Annotated in this window: 19 protein-coding genes and 1 pseudogene; 8 read left to right on the forward strand and 12 right to left on the reverse strand. The window is 60.1% G+C overall.

Annotated elements, in window-relative coordinates:
- Window positions 1–184 precede the first annotated feature (184 nt).
- Window positions 185–1,201 (forward strand): glycosyltransferase family 2 protein, encoded by a 1,017-nt coding sequence (locus AC0KVN_RS07895; RefSeq protein ID WP_435566603.1) that lies wholly within the window; start codon window positions 185–187, stop codon window positions 1,199–1,201.
- Here the strand turns inward: AC0KVN_RS07895 and AC0KVN_RS07900 are convergent.
- From AC0KVN_RS07900 to AC0KVN_RS07940, 9 genes are all read right to left on the reverse strand, one after another.
- Window positions 1,159–2,175, reverse strand: a complete 1,017-nt coding sequence (locus AC0KVN_RS07900) for a polysaccharide pyruvyl transferase family protein (RefSeq protein WP_435566604.1) — start codon at window positions 2,173–2,175, stop codon at window positions 1,159–1,161. The genes AC0KVN_RS07895 and AC0KVN_RS07900 overlap by 43 nt on opposite strands.
- Complete coding sequence (locus AC0KVN_RS07905; RefSeq protein WP_435566605.1) at window positions 2,172–3,236, reverse strand: glycosyltransferase family A protein; 1,065 nt, start codon at window positions 3,234–3,236, stop codon at window positions 2,172–2,174. The genes AC0KVN_RS07900 and AC0KVN_RS07905 overlap by 4 nt, the downstream gene beginning before the upstream one ends.
- Complete coding sequence (locus tag AC0KVN_RS07910; RefSeq protein WP_435566606.1) at window positions 3,226–5,121, reverse strand: WecB/TagA/CpsF family glycosyltransferase; 1,896 nt, start codon at window positions 5,119–5,121, stop codon at window positions 3,226–3,228. The genes AC0KVN_RS07905 and AC0KVN_RS07910 overlap by 11 nt, the downstream gene beginning before the upstream one ends.
- 34 nt (window positions 5,122–5,155) lie before the next feature.
- Window positions 5,156–5,866, reverse strand: a complete 711-nt coding sequence (locus AC0KVN_RS07915; RefSeq protein WP_017502682.1) for a P-loop NTPase family protein — start codon at window positions 5,864–5,866, stop codon at window positions 5,156–5,158.
- Window positions 5,863–7,185, reverse strand: a complete 1,323-nt coding sequence (locus tag AC0KVN_RS07920; RefSeq protein WP_234832033.1) for an exopolysaccharide biosynthesis protein — start codon at window positions 7,183–7,185, stop codon at window positions 5,863–5,865. Before AC0KVN_RS07920 ends, AC0KVN_RS07915 begins: the two co-directional genes overlap by 4 nt.
- Window positions 7,186–7,242: 57 nt before the next feature.
- Complete coding sequence (locus AC0KVN_RS07925; protein ID WP_435566607.1) at window positions 7,243–8,388, reverse strand: AAA family ATPase; 1,146 nt, start codon at window positions 8,386–8,388, stop codon at window positions 7,243–7,245.
- Window positions 8,389–8,580: 192 nt separating this feature from the next.
- Window positions 8,581–9,375 carry a polysaccharide biosynthesis/export family protein gene (locus AC0KVN_RS07930; RefSeq protein ID WP_100206924.1) on the reverse strand — a complete coding sequence of 265 codons (795 nt, stop codon included), beginning with the start codon at window positions 9,373–9,375 and terminating at the stop codon, window positions 8,581–8,583.
- 11 nt (window positions 9,376–9,386) lie between these two features.
- Window positions 9,387–10,586 (reverse strand): outer membrane beta-barrel protein, encoded by a 1,200-nt coding sequence (locus tag AC0KVN_RS07935; protein ID WP_435566608.1) that lies wholly within the window; start codon window positions 10,584–10,586, stop codon window positions 9,387–9,389.
- On the reverse strand, window positions 10,583–11,521 hold the full coding sequence (locus AC0KVN_RS07940) for a glycoside hydrolase family 5 protein (RefSeq protein WP_435566609.1): 939 nt from the start codon (window positions 11,519–11,521) through the stop codon (window positions 10,583–10,585). Before AC0KVN_RS07940 ends, AC0KVN_RS07935 begins: the two co-directional genes overlap by 4 nt.
- 155 nt (window positions 11,522–11,676) lie before the next feature.
- On the opposite strand from AC0KVN_RS07940, the gene AC0KVN_RS07945 reads away from it, so the two are divergent.
- Window positions 11,677–12,252 carry a hypothetical protein gene (locus AC0KVN_RS07945; RefSeq protein WP_435566610.1) on the forward strand — a complete coding sequence of 192 codons (576 nt, stop codon included), beginning with the start codon at window positions 11,677–11,679 and terminating at the stop codon, window positions 12,250–12,252.
- A 26-nt stretch (window positions 12,253–12,278) separates the two neighbouring features.
- Here the strand turns inward: AC0KVN_RS07945 and AC0KVN_RS07950 are convergent, their stop codons facing one another.
- Window positions 12,279–13,445, reverse strand: coding sequence for an NAD-dependent epimerase/dehydratase family protein (locus AC0KVN_RS07950; RefSeq protein WP_435566611.1), 1,167 nt, complete (start codon window positions 13,443–13,445; stop codon window positions 12,279–12,281).
- A 270-nt stretch (window positions 13,446–13,715) separates the two neighbouring features.
- Here AC0KVN_RS07950 and AC0KVN_RS07955 point away from each other — a divergent pair, with 270 nt between their 5' ends.
- The 5 genes and pseudogenes from AC0KVN_RS07955 (at window position 13,716) to AC0KVN_RS07975 (ending at window position 18,594) form a co-directional block, all read left to right on the forward strand.
- A complete protein-coding gene (locus AC0KVN_RS07955) occupies window positions 13,716–14,282 on the forward strand; it encodes an acyltransferase (protein ID WP_004207140.1) in 567 nt (188 codons plus the stop codon).
- A gap of 51 nt (window positions 14,283–14,333) precedes the next feature.
- On the forward strand, window positions 14,334–15,764 hold the full coding sequence (locus tag AC0KVN_RS07960) for a lipopolysaccharide biosynthesis protein (protein ID WP_435566612.1): 1,431 nt from the start codon (window positions 14,334–14,336) through the stop codon (window positions 15,762–15,764).
- 783 nt (window positions 15,765–16,547) lie between these two features.
- Window positions 16,548–16,793 (forward strand): annotated as a pseudogene (locus tag AC0KVN_RS07965) (PAS domain-containing protein); the annotation flags it as partial.
- Between the two features lie 15 nt (window positions 16,794–16,808).
- Window positions 16,809–18,047, forward strand: a complete 1,239-nt coding sequence (locus AC0KVN_RS07970) for a two-component system sensor histidine kinase NtrB (RefSeq protein ID WP_235654829.1) — start codon at window positions 16,809–16,811, stop codon at window positions 18,045–18,047.
- Window positions 17,977–18,594, forward strand: coding sequence for a response regulator transcription factor (locus AC0KVN_RS07975; RefSeq protein WP_072894451.1), 618 nt, complete (start codon window positions 17,977–17,979; stop codon window positions 18,592–18,594). Before AC0KVN_RS07970 ends, AC0KVN_RS07975 begins: the two co-directional genes overlap by 71 nt.
- Window positions 18,595–18,597: 3 nt before the next feature.
- On the opposite strand, the gene AC0KVN_RS07980 is transcribed toward AC0KVN_RS07975, so the two are convergent.
- Entirely contained in the window at window positions 18,598–18,819 is a 222-nt protein-coding gene (locus AC0KVN_RS07980) for a hypothetical protein (protein WP_435566613.1), read from the reverse strand.
- Between the two features lie 311 nt (window positions 18,820–19,130).
- On the opposite strand from AC0KVN_RS07980, the gene AC0KVN_RS07985 reads away from it, so the two are divergent.
- Window positions 19,131–20,516 (forward strand): sugar transferase, encoded by a 1,386-nt coding sequence (locus AC0KVN_RS07985; protein WP_097383293.1) that lies wholly within the window; start codon window positions 19,131–19,133, stop codon window positions 20,514–20,516.
- 97 nt (window positions 20,517–20,613) lie between these two features.
- Here AC0KVN_RS07985 and AC0KVN_RS07990 read toward each other — a convergent pair whose 3' ends face one another.
- Window positions 20,614–20,853 (reverse strand): hypothetical protein, encoded by a 240-nt coding sequence (locus tag AC0KVN_RS07990; RefSeq protein ID WP_435566614.1) that lies wholly within the window; start codon window positions 20,851–20,853, stop codon window positions 20,614–20,616.
- Between the last annotated feature and the right edge of the window lie 257 nt (window positions 20,854–21,110).

Raw genomic sequence — 21,110 nt, forward strand, 5'->3', positions numbered from 1 at the left:
CCCTGTATGTGATCTGATATGAAGGTTTCAGAAAGAGGAAGGAAGCCTCTTCTGTATATTGCAACGTTGGGTGTGTCAGATAATTCCACTAGGTGAAATTCCTCAATTCGTTGCGGTTTCATCGATTGGTATATCGAATCTTATTATCGCTTTCGAGTAAGGCATAACACCTATGCAAAGTCCCGTGACTGCTCCTGTGCTCCCCCTTGTCAGTGTCGTGATTGCGGCGTTCAACGCCGAGGACAGCCTGGATCGCGCGGTGCAATCTGCGCTTGCGCAGAAACTCCCGGTGGAGGTGATCATCGTCGATGACGCGTCCGGCGACAAAACCGTGGCAATCGCCGAACGGTTGATGGAGCAGGACTCACGGGTGCGACTGGTGCTAAGCGAGGCCAATGGTGGCCCTTCGGTCGCGCGGAATCTGGGGATTGGGGCCGCGCGGGGCGAATGGATCGCGATACTGGACGCCGATGATGCGTTCGCACCGGGCAGACTGGTTTATCTGACCGCGCTCGGCGATCGGCATGACGCCGATCTGGTCGCGGACAATCTGTTTTTCTATGATTGGCACGCCGGCACAGTGGTCGGGACGGCATTGTCGCGGACAGCGCAGCCGATCCGGCATATCCGACCGGCCGAATTCGTCCGCAACGCGATCACAGGGCGCTCGCCGTTCGATTTCGGCCAGCTCAAGCCGATCTTTCGTCGCCGCTTCCTGACGACCCGTTGTCTGCGCTACCCGCCCCAGTTGCGGCACGGCGAAGATTTCGCCTTCATCATCGATTGCCTGCTGGCAGACGGTCGTTTCATTCTGAGTGCAGAGCCGCATTATCTGTTCACTCAGCGGCAGGGCTCCATTTCGGATCAGGGATCGGGGCAATCCCGGACATTATTGAACCTGGATGCAATGCGCGCCCATAGTCTTGCCATGCTGGATCTGCCTCGCGTTCGCGATGATCGTGTTCTGTCACGGTTGTTGGCCCGTCGCGCCAGCGCCATTAGGCAGCAGCATAGCTGGAACCGCGTCTATCCGCATCTTCGCGCACGCAAGCCGATGGCATTGCTGGAGGCGATGATGACGGACTGGAGCAACTGGCCCATGCTGGGACGCCATCTGATCCGTCGCTGGCATCATCGCGCGCAGATGGCGCGGATAGTTCAGCCCGAACGCACCAGCTTGTCGAACTCGACGCTGAGCTGATCAACACGGCTTGCAAAGATCCGATCGTCGCTCAGAAATCCCGCCTCGCTCTTCAATTGTTCAAGTGCCGAGGCGATGCGGCCGTGTTGCCGCCGGTTCCATGTGGCGATACGCCGCGCGACCGCGGGTGGTTGTGGCAGACGCCGGGGCAGGGCGAGCAGATGATGTTTCAGTTTTGGCCGCACGGACATCCACCAGGGCCGCTGTTCACGACGGGTCATCTGCCTTTGATGCGCAAGCGCGCCTTCTGCATCAGGATGCGCAAGTCGATAATGTTCACCGACCAGACGCCGGACTCCGTCGCGATAGGCAGTGTCCAACGTCGCGGCAGGCAATATTCGCGGTTCATAGGGCAAGTTGAGGGAAAGCGACCAGTCGAGCCATTTGAAGCTGTTGATCCTTCCCGAACTGGAGACCGGAACCCAGGGTACGCGCAGCGTATCGGCGATGATCGCGGCGTGCATCGAATCGGCGATGACCAGCCGTGACCGGCGGATTTCGTCGATGACCTGATGCGCGCATTGCCGTGGGTCCACCAGCTTTACGTCGGCGGTAGCGCAGGCCGCAGCCCAGTCGCCTTCATCCATCGCCTCGTAGTGGGGAATGAAGATGGGCCGGTCGCGCTCCGCTTCGGGTAGGGGCTTGAGCCGATCCAGCGTGGAAAGCAGCAGCGCGCCATCGGCAATCGCCCGATCCGGGCGGTTGAGGACGCGCGCCGTGAGCGGGCCGCGTAACGCCACCACATCCCAGCGATCGGTCGAGAAATCCTCGGGCACCGGCCTATAGCCCAGGCCACTGGAGAAAATTCTGATCCGCGATGCGGGCGGCATATGATTGCCGATGATCGTGCCGATGCCGCAGAACAGCGTATCAGCTTCGTCGGACCAACGGCCTGGAGCAAGCTCCTCCCACAGCCAGCCGTTGAGGTCGTCGCCAAAATTCCCTTCCTTGGCGCGATAATAGAAGAGTTTCATGTCATGGCCTCGTCCAGACGGGGGCTGTGCCAGCGCATCTTTCGAATGATGATGTCGCGCCATAATGGCAGCAGCGACACGTTCATGAGCCGATAGGCATCCAGGATGATGCGACGCTGCTCACCATTTTTCAGGCCCTGATAGACACGGGGGTGAAGCAGGATCGCCGCCATCTCTCGGCGCAAGATCATGATGCGCTGGTCGGTCAGGCACGCGGCAGCGGCGCTGATGCCCGGCGTGATCTTCATCAATCGATTGGCGAGTACCATCGACATGAGGCGGCGCAGATTTTTGGCACCAAGGCGCTCATGCGCATCGCGATAGAGATTGATACCTTCTCCCCGCTGGGCCTTGGCCAGCTTGGAGAAGCAGATCCCCTCAACGCTGTGCGCCAGCCGCACCCACATCAGCCAGTCTTCGCCGGCATAGCGAAGCCGTTCCTCGAACCGGAGATCGCGCATCGCCCTGTGGCGCAGGATTACGGCGGATGTCTGGCAGAGATATTCCTGCACCATGAATTGCCCCGCGCGGTCGGGCTGCAGGCGATAGATTTGCCCGCCCAGAGGCAGGGGTTCGAACGCATCCTCATTGGCGCCCTGCGCAAAGAGTGTCAGCGAGGCGAACAGGCTGGACGGCGGCATAGCGCTGTCGCAGAAATAGAAATCATGCCCCAGTTCGAGCGCGTCCACGCCTTGTTGCAGATGATCTGGCGCCCAACTGTCATCGGAGTCCAGGAAGGCGACATAGTCGATGTCGGGTCCGATCTGATCAAGGCCGTGATTGCGCGCAGCAGCGGGCCCGGCGTTCGATTGCTGCATGGTTCGGAGGTTCAGCCAGGGTGGCAATTCCATGTCTGCCAGTTCGTCCTGCGCCGGAATGGGCGAACTATCGTCGATTATGAGGAGTTCCACCTCGGTGGGCGCGGTGAATGTTTGCGCAACGATCGAGCGGAGGGCCTGCTGCAGGATACCCCGTTCACGCTGGAAATAGGGGATGATGACCGCGATCCGGCGTACGGCCCGCAGTTCACTTGGGTAGGGCTGCACAGGATCAGGCGGCATCGGCGTTGCGGACAGCGTGGGAGTGGGGTGATGACGGCGGGATCGGGCCGTCCGAGTAGCCACTCCTGGCGTCACGGATGGCATTCATGAGGAAGGTGACATTGCCGCGCAAATAGCGGTCTGCCAGTCGGGTCGGTTCGTTCATGAGCCGGAATATCCATTCCATGCGCATGCGGCGCAGCCAGACAGGCGCGCGCGGGACATGGCCGGCGGTGAAATCGAGCAAGGCGCCCGCGCACAATATGGGGCGGCCGATATGGGATGCCCATTTGGCCGCCCACAATTCCTGGCGGGGGTTCCCCATCGCCGCGATCACCAGATCAGCGCCGCTCTCCCGAATGTGGCGGCTCAGATGCTCCTCTTCTTGCGGGTCGAAGAAGCCATGGCGGGTGCCGACTATTCGAATATGGGGATGGCGCTCTTCCAGGATCGCGGCTGCGCGCTCCGCAATACCGGGGGCTGCGCCTACCAGGAATAGCCGGAGGCGGTCCGGATAGTTCTTCAGGAGTTGGGGAATGAAGTCGGTGCCGTTCAGATTGTGAGGGAAAGAGTTCCCGTAGCGGAGGCGACTTGCGATATCGACGCCGACGCCGTCATTAAGGACCAGCGCGTCGTTCAGCGCGGCTGCGACGCCCTCGACCCGCCGTGCCTGGTTGATCAGATGGGCATTGCCGAATGCTACCACGCGCGGCGCCTGGTCCCTGATGAGGTCCGAAACTGCTTTCAGCGCGTCGCTCTCCGAAAGAACGGCAAGGCGAAGCGGCCCAATCTGGCGGGTTTGACGTCCCAGAATATGTTCGTAGATGGCCGAGATCCTGGCGCTCACGCCCGGCCAGCCATAAGCCAGCAGACCTGCGGCAGTGGTCGGGGAGGGCGAGCGTTGCTGCGCCTTGCGAATGTCCTGCAGGGTGCGGGCAGCGGACAACGGATCGGTGAAATCGATCAGGCTGCCGGTATCGAGCTTGACGCAGGAGCGACGATGCGCCGGAATGTCGCTGACGACCGGATATAGTCCGGCGGACACCCCCTCGATCAGGGAAATACCGAAACCTTCATAGGCGCTGGGCGATGCGAAGATGGTACTCCGGGCAATCAGTGCCTGCAGGGCCTCGTCGCTGGGGCTATCATGAAATTCCACCAGATCGCCCAAGCCGAGTTGTTCGACGATCTGTTGCAGATCGGCGAAGGTGACACCCATCGGCTTTCCCGCGATGATCAGCCGGGCCTTGCGGTCCAGCCGGTGCAGATGCGCAAACCAATGGATCAACAGGTCGATCCGCTTGTTCGGCGCGATCCGGCCGAAATAGATGAAGCGATGCTCGGCGGAAGGCGATTGCGCAAGACCGGCGAACTTGACCGTGTCCACGCCGTTTTCGACCAAGGTAAGTGCGCGACGATTGACCTTGGCGAACGTCTCATAGTCCGCTTCGCTGCAGGCAATGATCGCCCGATATCCAGCCAGTGAAAGGCGGGTCATGCTGTGAAAGTAGAATTGCTTCAATCGACGGGCATAGCCGGTATGAAAGAAGCCGCCATGCGTGGACAGGACCAGCGGTTTGCGGTGCAGCAGCCGGGTCAGTGCCAGATAGTCGGCGAAGAAATCGACGGCGTGGACATGGACGATGTCGCAATCGTCCAGATGGTGCAGCACGGATGGTGCGAGCGGATAGCGACGTCCACCCCGATAGGGTATCCGGACCACCTCTACATCGTCGATGATTTCGCATCGCGGCAAGGGTGCGTCGTCGCCGTCGAAGATGCGGTCCAGGGTGATCATCCTGACCTGGTGCCCGGCGCGAGCCTGTTCGCGGCACAGATTTCTGGTGAAGCTTTCCAGCCCGCCGAGTCCGGGATGATATTGTCGGGAAATATGGGCGATTTTCATATCAGACCCCCTTGGTGCCGACGATCGCTGACCGCTAGATCAACATGATGGTGCCGATCAGCACCGTGTTCAGCATGGTCATCTTGTTGATCACGGCCTTGAGCTCGCTGGTGGATGTCTGATCGCGCTGGACCGCAACGATCGCGCAATCGGCGCTGCCTGCCGCATGAGCGAGATCGTCGATATGGCTGGCGTCGACCAGGCACAGATCGAAGTGAGCCGTCAGCGACGACAGGCGTTGCGACAGTGGCGCAAGCGGACTGCCGTCGATGGCGCAGCCATCCTGCTGGGGCGCGGCCATGACGAATAACGACCGGATACTGCTCGGCTGGACCAACTGAAATGGCTCATCCATGTCGTCCGGCGAGCCTGTTCGTGCATTCATGCCAAGCAGGCGATGTTGGACGAAGCCGGAATGCTCCATGTCTACGATCAAGGTGCGCAGACCGCTCAGGGCTGCCGATACGGCGATATTCGCCGTCAATATGGCCGCCTGCTCGCTCGCCTCGATTGCGATGACCGCGATAGAGCCGGGCGCGCGACCGTCGGGATGGCGCATTGCAGACAGGGTCGACTGGATGTCCCGCGCTTGTTCGGCCAGCATCGCGCTGGGAGCGTGGATCACCGCGATCGCGGGATCGACATTGGCGTGGACAGTCGCCGTTTCCTCGCGCGTATCGCCATCGTAAGTCGGCGGCAGGCCGGGATAGACATCCTCTACCGGTTCAGTCGAGCGAAGCCTCATGACCAATTGCCTCCTTCGATACGGAGTTGCTTGCCGTTGACGCGCAGGTCTGCCTGACCAAGCAACGGCACGCCGGTAAGATAGGTGACGGTGTTACGGCTGCGGACGCGCGGACTGAGCCATTCGGCTAGGATGACTGAGCCGATTGCGAGCATGAGGGCCACCATCGTCATCATCAGGAACCGCACGCCGATATTGGGCGCGTTGGGGATCATCGGCGGTTCTGCAATGTCGAGCCGCACGATATTGAGTGACGGGGCCGTGCTGGTGGCATGCAACTGCGAGAATTGTTCGGTCTGCGCCTCATATTCCTTGCGCGCCGATTCCACATTGCTTTCCAGCACGGCGAGCTTTCCGCGATCGGCCGCGAGCGACAGCATGCGTCCGCGATGCTGGTCGAGCAGGGCCTGCATCGTGCCCTGATTGGCCGATGCCGCCGAACTGGCGGCCGCCAGCGTGCCCGACATCTTGCCGGTTTCCTGGGCCAAACTGTCCTGCATCTGGCGCAACTGCTGCTGTGCGGCACGCATCGTCGCATGATTGGGGCCGAGTTCGGCAGCCATCTGGCTGATTTCCGCCGATTTGGCTGCGATCTGCGCCCTTAGCCCCTGGATCACCCCGCTCGATTGAATGTCGGGCATATTGGCGCCGCCCGCCGCGCGCGACCGGGCCTCCGCAGCAACGGCTTCGGCCGACGACAGTTTCGACGACAATTCGCTGAGGCGCGTGCTTTCCGCATCGATGGCGCCAGTGGCGACAATGCCATGGGCGCGCTGGAAATCGGCGAGCCGTGCCTGCGCCTCTTCCATGCGCTGTTCGGACGCGGCGATCTGTTTCTTGTACCAGGCAGCAAAGCGCTGGGCGAATTCGTTGCTGATGCCCAGGCGCGCATCATTGAAGGCCTGGGCGAAGCTGTTGGCCATCAACGCCGAACGCTGTGGATCGAGGCTGCGGTAGGAGACGTCGATCGTATTGCCGGTCGCGCTGGGCGAAACCTGCAAACCCGACTGGACGCTGCGGCTGATCCAGCCTTCGAAACTCTGGTTGCCGTTTGTCTGCTCCTGCCAACGTGCGCGCATGGCCGGATTTTTGAAAAGGCCAAGCCGCTCGGCCACCTTGCGGGCGATCACCTCGCTCTGCAGGATTCTGGACTCCGTCGCGAGCATGGATTCCCCGGTCGCCTCGTTCGATTTGCCGCCGGTTGGATCCGGTGCGCGGTTGTCGAACAACAAGGTGGCGGTCGCGCGATATTCGCGTGGCGTGATCGCAATCCACAGGACCGTCAGCGCCATGACGCAGCAGAAGATGGCGGCTGCCATCCTCCAACGCTGCAGGATGGCTCGCGTTATGTCGAACATGTACATCCTATCGGTCCCTTACGATGCAGCGCTTTGGCGCTGCCCTTCTACAAGGCTGACGACACGCCGGGTCAGGTGGTCGCCGTGGCGGCTGGCAGACAACATGCCGAGCAAGAACTGGGGGGCGAGGCTGTCCCGGAACATGAGGGCGGTGCTGCCCGGCCGGGCGTGCATGGCGCGGCGCAGGATTTCCAGGACCGGACCGTCGCGGTCGATATGCGGCGCCTGCTGTTCCGGTGCTAGTCCGGGAGGAACGATCGCGGCGCGGACGACCTGCTCGATCACCGGCCAATGGCCAGCACCCAGATCGATGGCCTCATGGAACAGCGCAGCATCTGTCGGATTGGTGATCGTCCAGTCGTCGACCGCGCGCATCATTCCCGCGAGCGTTGCCGGCATTTCGACGATCGTCTTGCGCTGCCTGAGGGTTTCCAGGCAGGCCAGCGCGCAGAACAGGCGGACATGATAGGGGGAGCCGCATGCGACATGGGCAATTGTCTCGCGCGCGGCATCACTGAAGTTGAGGCCGGCCTGGGCGCCGCCGCGATCGATCAGGTCGAACACGGCGGCTGTGTCGATCCGCACGATGGGAACGGCGGTCATGTGCCGCCGCAGCGATTCATGGCCTTCGATGAGCTGGCTCAATCCGGATGCGATGCCGACAGCCAGAATATGAACCGGCAGGGCCGCGTCGGATAGCAGCTTCATGGTGCGCGACAATTCGCCAAGAACAGCCGGATCAGTGATGCGGTCGAACTCGTCGAGGATGAAGATGAATTTTCGCTGCCCATGTTCGGCGAGTGCTTCCACGACATCGCGCGGTCCAACGACGATCGGCGTATCTGTCGCGGGTGAGCGCGGCAGGTTTCCGCGGGCGGCATCGAGGAACGGCGAGATCAGGCTGGTGAAATCCTGCCCAGGCTCGCAGGCCATGTAGAAGACCAGATAGCCGCGATTGTCGGCAACATTGGCGAAGACGCGCGCTAGCGAGGTCTTGCCTGTTCCACGGCCGCCAAAGATCATCGCATGATTGCCGCGGTCGAGCACCCCCTCCACCAGCAGATCCATCTCCTGCTGCCGACCATGAAGATGGCGGGCGGCCGTGACGGGCTGGGTGGCATTGAACCCCTTGCGTATCGCTGATCGGACAGCGTCAGCCGACATGGCTGCATTTGTAGACGGCGTGACGGATGCAGCACCGGCCGATTGCGCATTTTCAGGCACGCTGCCCGTCGCTCGGGAACGCCGGCCAGGCGCTTCTCGGCGACGCTCGGGCTCGGGCGTTCGTCGGAGCCAACGGGCAATTCTGGTGAAGATATTCACGCAATGCCTCCTGTCAGGATACCGGATCGCATCTCAGAAGGTCCGCTCGTTGACGGTGTAGACGTCACCAGGCTTGACCAGCATATCGAGGCTGGCCTTCTTGATGATCTCTGTGCCACGGTGCAGCGTGATCTTCTTTTCCGATCCGCCCAAAGTCGGCCCGCCGGCCTGGGCCAGCATCTGGCGCAGGGTCATGCCGGTTTCGAAGGCGACGCGGCCGGGCTTGTTCACCTGGCCGTAGATGAATACCTCCTCGGCCTTCGGCACGAAGATGGAATCGCCTGCGCGCAGGAACTGACCGGTACCGCTTTGCGGGTCGAGATCGCTGAGGGCAATCCGGCGATCCGCTTCTCCCGTTCGTTGCAGGATCGCATAGTCCGCCGCGTCCGCCCGGGCGCCGCCGGTGCGAGCCAGCATCATCGCGATCGTCTGAGGCCGATCCAGGGGGTAGAGCCCAGGGTTCTGGAGGTTGCCGAACATCGTGACCGATCGACTGACGAAGCTCACGACTTCGACATTGACGATCGGATCGACGAAATATCCGCCGGTCTGCAATTGCCGGCGGATATTGTTTGCAAGGGCGTTGGTCGTGGATCCCTCCGCGACCACGTCGCCGATGCTCGGCAGGGTGATGCGCCCATCTTCCTTGATCCGCGTTTTGACTTCGATCGGATAGGCGCCGAATATCGAGACGCGTATCTCGTCATTGGCACCCAGGACATAGGCGGCGACAGCCTCCTTGTTGTCGACGCCGGCCAATACGGGATTGGCGAGCGCGGCCAGAAGAAGGGAACTGCACAGGTTTCGCATCGCACGGGGTAAGAACATGGCCATGCTCCTCACAATGTAAGGCCAAGGGACAGCATCATTGATGTCGATTTATATCGGTAGCGCTCGACTGCGCTTTCACGCCATTCGTGGCGAACGTCCGCGCCGGCCGTCAGGCGGCTGCGCAGTGCAAATCGATATCCGGCGTTGAGCGCGATCGTTTCGTCGGTACCGCGCATCATGTCGGTGTCGATCAACAACTCGCCCTTGAACTGGCGCCTGGCATAGCTCGCGCCAGCCTGGATCGAAGATCGCGAACTGAGGGTCGCATTGCCGCGCAGCGAAAAATTGGTCAGGACGATATAGGTCGCGCCGGTGTTGCTCTGGTTACTGGTGCTTCGGCTGCCGTCGAATACCAGGGAGGTGCGCGGCGATGGCCGATAGACGGCGCCGGCATGATAGCCCAGGCCCGAATAGTCATCGACCCGTTCATCACGCGCCTTGGTATGAATATAGCCAATTCCGGCACTCCAACTGAGACGCGGAGCGACAGCGCGTTTGAACTCGATCCCAACCCGATAATTGTCGGCACCGCGGCTCATGCGCAGTTCGGACGTCTCGTCTGACCAGTGGGGACGGCGGAAAGCTTCGACGTTGAACATCAGTCGGATGTCGCCAAGGCTCGCCTTGCTATAGGCGATACCAATGCCCGCGCTGCGGGTGCGGATGTCGAACGGCCGGCGTGAATCGACGCTATTGTTCGTTTGCAGATAGCCGAGCTTGATGACGGGGTAATAGCCATAAGGCTTGTCGCATTCGGCGGTGACCGCATAATCCTGGGTGCGTTCACTGTTGCCGACGATCATGCCTTGATCGGCCAGATCGGCTTGTGCGAAATTCAGGCGCGCGCTTGGACGCAGATAGCAGAGCGCGCTGACCTTTACATCGCCCTTGGCGGTGAGCGTAACGCGCTCCCGATCGAGATTGCTGTAGCGCTGATGGAAGTCATAGCCCAACGAACCCACGACCGTGACCTGATGGACACCCAGATTTTTTCTGAAGGTGACATCGAGCGCCGGGGTGATGCGAAGATCGTCCTTGTCGCCGGAGACGACTTCATCGCTCTGCCGCAGGACGTTGTCGTCGTAGAGCATGCGCACCGTGGGTGCCACGGTCAGGCCGTCAGGCGGCACTTCGACCTGCGCAAAGGCTGGGCAGCCCAAGGCGATCGAGCAGGCAAGGGGAAGGCGCGCATAATGCAGGCGGGTCATCTTGCGGCTCCCGTCTGACTGTATTTTGCAACAATGGCTGCCTGTGGCCGGGCTTTGCCTTGTACGGGTTGCAGGCTCATGGGATAGTTTGCGCCCCACCATGGGCCGCCGGCCCAATAGGCCCAACCCATCCAGACATCGGCATTGGCATCGAGATGCTTGAGCAGGGCGTCTAGGCTGTCGAGGCAGGCGGCATTTGCTGGGGCGCCGAACTCGCCAAGGAAGCCCTTGTGGCGGTTGTCCCGAAGCCATTTTGTCGCCGCTTCCATGCGGCGTTGGATGACCGGCGGTGCTTCGCATTCCGCCTTCATCCCGGAACTGTCCGAGTCCAGATATTGGTGCATCTCGATCGCATAATTGCCGGCTGGATCGCGGAAGTTCTGGAAGGCGGCAGCGTTGGAGGCGCGGCCGCCAGCGATCCAGCTATGCGCGCCGGTCCAGTTGGAGCCCGGCACGAACAGCATGTTGCGCGCACCCGCCTTTCGGATGGCGACGACGCTTTCGTCCACCATCGATCGCCAGCGTGCTGGAGCCATGCCGTTCGGTTCATTCATCAGGCCGAAGGCCACCTGCCGGTTCCCGCGATAATGCTCGGCCAGCCGGCGCCACAGATCGGCAAGTTTCGCGCTGCCATCTGGCGATTGATCCAGTCGCTGCCCCCCGTTGGCGCCATAATTATGGATGTCGAGGATGATGATCCGGAACGGCGCCAGGATCGCCACGACCTTGTCGAGGCGGGCCTGTTCGGCAGTCGAAAGGGGCTGGAGCGAGATGGGCTGGATCCGCTCCCACAATATTGGAACCCGGACGATCTTCATGCCCATCGCGACGAAGGGCGCCGCGGTGCGGGTATTGGGGTAGATATAATCCTTCCCGAAAATACCCGGCTTCCTGCCCGAGTTGAACTCTCCGCCCGCGAGGTTGATTCCCGACAACGGTGGCTCCGCGCAGGCCATCCAGGGGCATGCCGTCAAGAGGAGGGCAGCACATCGGATCGCAAGGACCGTCCGTCTCGGGTGCTGAGGGGCGCTCATGGTCAGCGCTGCCCGCCTGTGCTAGCACAGCGTGGCAAAGGAATAGATTGTAGGGCATGGCACCGATCGGGAACAGGCAGGCGAGGGGGGATGTCGCTATCGCGCCCACGTTGCGACATGCGGCGCGGGCGGTCGCCGGACGTGAACGACATGCTGCGTTGCTGACTCATTTCGGCAGCGTCGGATTGTTGTTGATGCGGGGTGTCGTGACCGAGGTTGGCCAGTCGGGCGATGCGGAAATGCGCATGATCCATTATCGCCGGCAGGTTGAAGATGAATATTGCGTCGAACTGCCCGCGCGCGTCGATGTCGATATCGGAGATATGATCATGATCCGTGCGCTGACGCTGCCTGACGGGGCGGTGCGGCCGATCATGGCGCGGGCGAAGAGCCAACGGGAATGGATAATGCTCGATGATGTCAACGTGATCGTCGACGATTATACTCGTGCCACACGCCGGTTCGTTCGTTGGGGCACAGGGGCCGGATCGGCTCTGGCAATGCTGGCGGTTTGCAGCATCGCGGCTCCTCTCGCGCTGACCACAGCGGTATTTTCCTTTGCCGGTGCCTGGAGCTTGCATCGCCGCGATCGCCGAGATCGGACGAGAATCGGCCGCTGGCTTGCCCGTTAGGTCGGCAAGAGTTCCAATGGACATGGTCATGCGAGCATCCCCTGCTGCCGATACCAGGTGATGGTGCGACGAAAGCCTTCCTCCAGATTGATCAGCGGCTGATAGCCGAGGACCGTCTGCGCCCGCCTGATGCTGAACGCGCGGTTATGCTTGAAGATGGTCATCTGGCGACGAGGTAATGGGGGTTGCAATCCCAGCGGCGCATAAAGTGCTTCGCACAGGCGCGCGGCCATCAGCGCGAGGCTGTAGGGGATGGTCGTCTTGGGCGGTGGTACGTCCAAGGCGGTAGCGACGGCCCTTACATAGTCGCGCAGCGGCAGGAAGGCGCGATCACCCAGGATGAAGGTACCCGATGGCGCATCGGGATGAACCATCGTCAATATGTAGCCGGCGATCAGGTCATCAATGTAGACAGGATGGAAATTGGGTGTTTGCCGACCCGCAAACAGAAAACGGCGGCGCTGGACCAGGCGGAACAGCTTTAGCATCCGGGTGTCGCCTGGCCCATAGGTGGAGCAGGGGCGAACGATGACGACGCTCATGCCCGGCCGGCCCATTTCGTCACGGCAGAGATCTTCGGCTCGCAACTTGCTTTCCTGATAGGGATCGCGGGGGTCGAATGGCGCATTTTCGTCTGCGGGGGCGTCGGCCACATTCCCGTGGACACCAATCGACGAGCAATAGATGAAGCGCTCGACGCCGGCCCGTCGGCTCGCTTCGAGCAGGGCTCGAGTAGCATCCCGATTGACCTGCATGAACGCCTTGCGCGGTCCTTCGGTACGGAACATCGCGGCGATGTGAAAACAATAGCGTGCGTCCCGAAGCAGTGCGTCGAAACGATCAGTGTCTGTCAGCGAGCCTTCGATCCACTCTATGCCGCTCTCGCGCTCCGCTTCGGTAAGGGGCCTGCGGCACATCGAGCGGACGCGGTAGCCCATTTGCAGGAGTTGACGTGCGAGCGCCCCGCCAACGAAGCCAGTCGCGCCGGTCACTGCTATGATGGGCTGATAACCGATTTCGTTCATGTAAATAGCTTCCGGTCGACGGCGAAAGGCGATGCATTCATCATCGCTATTTTGCGTCCAGGCGCGTTGATCGGCGAAAGCAATTGCGTCTCCATTGAAGAAACGATCATTTGATATCCCGATCTCAATAATATTGCGTGGATCCTGATTGCGGAAATTCTTACGCAACTGCGGTATTAGTCAACATCAGGGGTAACACCTATCAATTAGGTGCAAATACATAATGGAACATGATTTTATTATGTGTGAACTTGGTGTTTGTTCGGGTGAGTGACGCGAGCACTCGATGCACGTGCCATCTTGTCCGAGGCGGACGCGTTTTCATGAGCGGATCTGCATGGTGCGTTTGGTTCTTGGCGCCCATTCGATCGTAGAGGCGCGCCGCTATTCAGGCTTTCGGCTCATGCTTGTCGCGTGAGCGCCAGTCGGAGAACGGGTTTGGCATTGCAATTTCTGTCTGCACAGCTGGATCATCTTTACGCGCGGCTGACAGTGATGCGACTCCGCGCGCAAGGCTGCCAACCGGGGCGGGGCCTGCGCGTGCGGGGTGGCGTGCCTTATCTCCGGAACCCCGGATCCTTGGTCATTGGCAACAATGTCCGCCTGCGGAATGAACCGACCCGGATTCGCCTGGCTACGGTTCCGCAGGGGGCTATCATTCTTGGCGACGAGGTTTCGTTGAACACGGGAGTTCATATCTTCAGCGCTGCGCGGATCGATGTCGGCGGTGGGTCGCGTATCGGTGACAATGTTGCGATGTTCGACACGAGCTTCCATCCCGTTCATGAAGGGCGCTCCGTAAGGCCCCGGCCGATCACCATCGGTCGCAACGTCTGGATTGGCCGCAACGCCATCATCTTGCCCGGCGTGTCGATCGGCGATCATTCCGTGGTGGCAGCCGGATCAGTGGTCTTTGATGATATTCCCGCCCGACAGGTGTGGCGGGGCAACCCCGCGGCATTCGTGAAGCATGTCCGGGCGACCGACGATTTTCGACGTAGCTAGGGGGAGGGCGATATGTCAGGTCCGGGGTTGGGGCGCGCAGTCCGTTCAGGCATGGCCTGGTCCATCCTGGAAAGTTGGGGTGTGCAACTGTTGCAGTTCCTGACCTTCCTCGTGATTGCGCGCTATGTCGATGCGACGATGCTGGGCATCGTCGCCATGGCCCTGCTCGTGGGGCAATGGTTCCAGATGATCATATTGTCGGGGATCAGTGCATCGCTTGTGAGCAAGGGCGGCGCTGCCGATGCCGACTTGGATGATACGGCCTTCTGGATTTCTGCTGCGGCCGGCGCGCTGCTGCTGATCGCGACCTTCTTGCTAGCCGACTTGGTTGAGCGGACCGCCGCCCATCAGGGCTTGGGCATGGTTTTGCAATGGCTGAGCGTCGCGAATTTCCTGGGTGCGCTGAACGTCGTGCCACAGGCTTGGCTGACGCGGGCCTTGCTGATGCGGCCATTGGCCACGCGCTCGACAATCTCGACCCTGGTGGGCGGCCTTGTCGGAATAGCACTGGCCGTGGCCGGTTATGGCGTGATGGCGCTGGTGGCACAAAATCTGGCCGTAGCGGTCATCGGAACGATAATCCTGTGGGCCGCCTGCCCGATGCGACCCCGACTGCGTTTTTCACGGGAAAAGGCAAGGGACGTGCTTTTCTATGGCCGTCATGTCGGCGTGACGGGCGCTGCGAATTTCTTCAACGCCAATGCTGACATCATGGTCATCGGCCTGGCGCTCGGCGGCGCAGCGACAGGCATTTATACCGTCGGCAAGCGGGCTTTGCTGGCCGCCAATCTGATGCTGGCGCGTGCGCTGTCCCGTGTGGCACTTCCGGTCTTCTCGCAACTCAAGGGGGATCCGCCCCGCCTTGCAAAGGCTTTCCTTAGAATAGTGTCGGCGACATCGTCCATAACGACCCCGGCCTTTGTCGGCCTGGCGATCGTATCGGACGAGTTTATTTTCCTGTTGTTCGGTCCGCGTTGGGCGGCGGCAGCCGATGTGATGCGCTATCTCAGCCTGTTCGGCGCGCTCCAGGCGATCGGCATTTACAATCAGTCGCTGATGCTCGCCATGGGAAAGCCGCAATGGCAGACTTGGCTGGCGGGCATTTATGCGCTGGTCAATATTGTCACCTTCTTCTTTGCCGTTGAATATGGGATGGCTGCGGTCGCTGCCGCGTTCACGGCGCGCGCCTATATCCTCTATCCCCTGTCCGTCTGGCCAGTTGTGGTTCTGCTGCCGCTGGGATGGCGGGATTATTGGAAGGCGCTGCGGCCCAGTGTCGTCGCATCGCTGGTCATGGCTGTTTTTCTATGGGGGTTCCGGTTCGCATTGGCCGGCCAAGCGCCGATTCCGATGCTGTTGTCGACGGTCATCGCTGGGGCAGCGGTCTATATGGTCGTCCTCGGACTGGTCGGACGGACCATTGTCATCGACATGTTCCATTTCGCACGGGCAGGGGGCAAACGCGTGTCCTCCACCAGTTAAATTTCCGAAGTGGACATTTTTGGAAATCCTCCGGCAATGACATTTTGCAGCTGCGGAACGAAATTTCTCAAAATGTGTAAAACTACCTACTATACTTCCCCTAATGCCGATGTTAAAAATTGCGCATTGCAGCAGAGAATTATGTAAACCTCCAACTGGATCAATAATCGGTCAGGGGTGAGCATGGGGCAGACGTCCGATTGAAGACGTGAGCCGGTTTCTGCCATCCCTTTCAGGGTGACGGTCGCAGCATATGAAATAATTCTGGGCGTTAAGCGCGGGGTTTGAGTTATGTTCGCAGCCGTCAGACGATTTAACATCATGCCGATCTCCAAGGCGGGCCAAGTCCGCGCCAGCTTTTCGCTGGTCAGATTGCGTTGCCTCAGGCGCCACGTCTCGTGGAGTGGGGTCAGTCGCTATCTGGTCGGGTTGGCCATGGTCGCGATCGCGCTCGCCGCTTTTCAGGCCGATGAATATCCGTCCTTCTCCAGCGAATTTTATGTGATATTCACATTCGTTGCATTGTTTACGACGATGCTGCTCGGCGCCGGACCGGGCTTTCTGGCTGGTATCGCCGCCTTGGCGGTCACTTATCTGCTTGAAGGCTTTCATGGCGGGCTGCTTGCGGCGGGCGCCTTCCTCATGGCCCTGGTTGCCGCCAACGTCGTGGCGCTTCGCGCGACATTCTGGCGCGCTAGGGCGGAATATCAGGCTGCCCATGTCGGCCGGCTGATGACGCAGATGAAGCTGCTGACCGACGGCGCGGCGCATTATGCCCTCTACATGACCGATGTTTCGGGGGTCATCCTGCATTGGAATCGAGGCGCCGAGCGCTTTACCGGCTGGTTGACCGGCGAGGTGATGCATCGCCATGTCGCGCTGCTCTACCCAGGGCGCGCGGAGATCAAGGCGCGCATGGCGCAGGCCTTCGCCTTCGCCCGCCAGCATGGCAGCTGGGAATTCGATCATGAATGCTGCCGCAGCGATGGCACGATCTATCTGCAAAATTGCGTTGTCACGGCATTGTACGACAATGACGGAGCGTTGCAGGGCTTTGCCAACCTGATCCGCGACGTCACGCTGGAGCGCGCGCATGAGCTTGCGCTGCAGGAGCGGGAGCATGAGTTGCGGTTGATATTGGAGACCGCGCCGGACGCCGTCTTCGTATTCGATGCCGACGGCTGCATCGAATATATCAACGAAGCGGCCTCCCGCATGTTCGGCTATGATCTGGTGGATCTCAAAGGCCAGAATTTCGAGAGCCTGCTGCTGGTCTGTCCTTCTGAAGACGAAGTGCCTGACGAATATCCATTCCGGATCGTCGATGTTTCGGAAAAGATCGAGCGGCAGTTGATCGGCCGGCATCATAATGGCTCGAATTTTCCAACCGAGATGACCTTCGTGCGGATGGAAGCGAACGGCGGCACAAGGTTTACGGCCTTTGTGCGCGACCTTTCCGAACAGGAGGCGACGAAGGCTCGGCTGGAAACCCTGCAGGCGGAAATGCTGGATGGCACCCGCTATAGCGCAATGGGCGCGATGGCGTCGATGCTGTCGCACGAGTTGACCCAGCCATTGACAGCGCTTGCAGCCTATATGGAGGGGGGCAGCATCCTGCTCAACAATCTCAACGGCGGGAGTCGGGCGAAGCTGGACGAAATTTTCCATCTCGCGTCGAGCGAAGCGGTGCGGGCGGGGGCGATCATGCGCCATTTGCGCGATTTCACCAGTAGTGGCGAAGCGCAACTGGAGGTGCAGGATATCGGCGAAATGGTGCGCAGCAGCATTGCGCTCGTCCGCCCCGCAGCTGCCCGTGCGCAAGTCCGTGTCGTGCTTCGGGTTGCGCCGGACGCGGGGCCGGTATTCGCCGATCCGGTCCAGATCCAGCAGGTGATCGGCAATCTTTGTCGCAATGCCATCGATGCGATGCGCAACATGGATGAGCGGATACTGACGATCCACGCATCCCGCGTCGATGAGCTTACCACCCAAGTCATGATTACCGACACTGGCTCGGGCATCGCTGCGGAAATCCGCGAGCGGCTGTTCGACGCCTTTGTCACGACCAAGGAAGAGGGAACTGGGGTCGGATTGTCCATTTGTCGAACAATTGTGGAGGCCCATGGCGGGCGGATCTGGGTTGAGCCCGCGCCTGCCGGCAGCTGCTTTTGTTTCACATTGAAGCGTAAGAAGGGGATTCTTTGTGGAGGAAATGAAGACGATTCACATCGTGGACGACGAATATTCCGTCAGAGCGGCAACGGCATTCTTGTTGGAGCTTGAAGGATATTCGGTCCGCACTTGGCAGAGGGGCGCTCATTTTCTTGCCGCCGCGCCGACCGAGCCGCCGGGCTGTGTCATCCTGGACCTGCGCATGCCCGACATGGATGGACTGGAGGTGCAGCGCCGTCTCAATGAAGCGGATCTCAATTTTCCGGTCATCATGCTGACGGGGCATGGCGACATTGCCGTGACGGTCGCGGCAATGAAGATGGGCGCCGTGGATTTCCTGGTGAAGCCGTTCGAGCGACAGAGCCTGTTGCAGGCGGTCGAGAACGCCTGGTCGGTGCTATATGATAATGGTGCGCGCCGACAAAGGGTCGCGCAGGCGCAATCGCTGGTGGAAAAGTTGACGCCGCGCGAGCGCGATGTTCTGGCAGGCCTGACAATGGGGCTACCGAACAAGCACATCGCCCTGCAATTGGGCATCAGCCCGCGCACGATCGAAATTCATCGCGCAAACCTGATGGCAAAGCTCAAGACGCGCAATCTTTCGGATGCCCTGAGAGTTGCATTTGCGGCGGGAATAGGCCGGAGGCTGGATGGATGAGCGTCAATATTTCTGCCGCCGTGGTGCTTTTTGTCGCCATAGCGAGGGGATTGTTGCGATGAGCGCCAATAGTGCGATCGGGAGCCAGAAAATTGCGAAAAGGCGATCTGGCCATGCTGGCTTGATTTCGACGAGCGATGCATTTTGACGTTGCCAGAGGTGATAAAGGCCGATCGCCCAAATGAGCAATATGATTGTCGCCCCGGCGCAGAGCGCAATGTTCATATTTCCATGAACCTCCCATTTTCGGATTAAAGGACGATGCTCTGTTTTTTTAGCAAAAACAATATAAGAATAATATAAGTGAAATTACGCTGTTAACAAAATTGCCGATTCATCTAAAATCATTCCGATATAAATTTGATTTTTGATATTTTATTAGTTAATATTTATTAGGTGTTGTCACGGATTGATGTTTTTGAGGCGTCCGTGCTCTTGTCGGTTGAATTGATTTCGCTCCTCTGCCTGCTGCGCAACTGGGAGCGCCCGGCCATTGCTGTGCCAATGGTCGACAATCGACGAGAAAAGGACAGGCCATGGCAAATCCGGATTTGGCGGCGCGTTTCCACAGCGCGAGCGGAACGGGGGCGTTAATCGCCAGGCGCAATGCACGCCTGTGGCTGTGCCTGCTGTTGCTATCAGCTGATTGCTTGGCGCTGCTGATTGGCTTTGGCGTAGGCGCGCGCCTCTCGCCGGCATCCTCGTCGGACATGATCGGATCATTATCCGCAGGCATTCTCGTCTTTGCGATCATCGCCTTTCACAGCCAGGCTTACAGCATGTCCTGTCTGACCAGCGCGACGATCAGCTGTCGCGCTGCGACATTGGCATTTGGTGCCACCATGCTGCTGTTCTTCCTTGTAATTTTCGCATCGAAGGCGGTGGGAACCTTCCCGCGCTCAGGCATATTGTTCGGCGTCTTTGGCAGCCTGGGGCTGCTGGTCGTGCAGCGCTCACTGATGGCCTATGCGGTCCGGCGTTGCTTCGGAAATCAGTTGTTCGCGGAGATATTGATCCTTGATGGTATCGCGCGCCCCAATGATTGCGGTGCGGCGGCCGTGATCGATGCGCGCCAGATCGGGCTGCGCCCCGAAGAGGATGATCCGCACAAACTGCACCAATTGGGCGTGCTGCTGCGTGATTATGACAGGGCGATCATCCTTTGTCCGGCTGCCCGACGAGCGAGTTGGGCCGAGATATTGAAGGGCAGCAATGTTCAGGGCGAAGTCGTCGTGCCAGAGGTCGGGGAGACTGCACCCCTTGCGGTAGGGACCTGGTTGGACACGTCGACCCTAGTGGTCTCGCGCGGCCCGCTCAACCTTGCTGACCGCGCGCGCAAGCGTTTGCTCGACATTGCCTTGACCGTGCCCCTGGTCATTGCGCTGCTGCCGTTGCTGCTTCTGGTGGCGATCGCCATCAAGATCGACAGCACCGGGCCGGTCTTCTTTCGCCAACAACGGATCGGTCGCGGCAACCGCTTGTTCCGGATTTACAAGTTCCGCAGCATGCGGACCGATTGCGGCGACGCATTGGGTAGCCGTTCCACCGGTCGAAGTGATGACCGTGTGACCCGCATCGGGCGCTTCATTCGCAGTACGAGCATCGACGAACTGCCCCAGCTATTCAATGTTCTGCTCGGCGAAATGAGCCTCGTCGGGCCGCGGCCGCACGCCTTGGGCTCGACCGCTGATAACGCCTATTTCTGGCAGGTCGATCGGCAATATTGGCATCGCCACGCGCTCAAGCCCGGCATCACGGGACTGGCCCAAATCAGGGGTTTCCGTGGCGCGACGGAAACACGCGGCGACATCTTGCGGCGGATCGAGGCGGATCTGGAATATCTGCACGGCTGGAGCCTGGCGCGGGATATCGGCATCCTGCTGCGGACCTTCAACGTGCTCGTTCATCACAAAGCGTTCTGAAACGGGGGGGCATGATCGATCATGATCGGCCGCAAATCACCTCAGGATGAGCCGGCCATGGCGACGAAGCTGGAATGAGGCAGGCGTCGCCACCCGCCTATATCATGATGGGCGCGGCCTCCAATTCTCCAATCTGGATGATGTCGCCTGGTGCCAACCCGGAATTGTCGAACATCGGAAGGATCACATCGGCGTGGCTTGGCCGTGGTTCATGTGGGCAGGCAAGAAGGGGATGTTGCGGTGTAATTTTTGTTTTTGGTTCATTTTTTGCGAGAAAGGTGTTGACGGGTTCGTCTGACGCGCCTAGATGCCACTCCACCGACGCGGTGATGACCAACGGTTATCGCCACGCACGGTCGCCAACATAGCAGGACAGTATGTCCCCCGATAGAGATAGCGGGGAACGATCACTGTCCGCTTCAATGTTTGGACGGCTCTTTGACATTGTGATTTAGATGAAGGGACATGTGGGCGGCGGCCCTGAGTTCTTACGGCTTTCAGGCGTAGGGATTCAGATAAATTTAGGCCGTTCCTATATGTCTCGATATATTCCACTAGAATATATTGTGCAGGAATGGCTCCTGAAAATGAGCG

The organism is Sphingobium sp. SG1 (assembly GCF_057063145.1).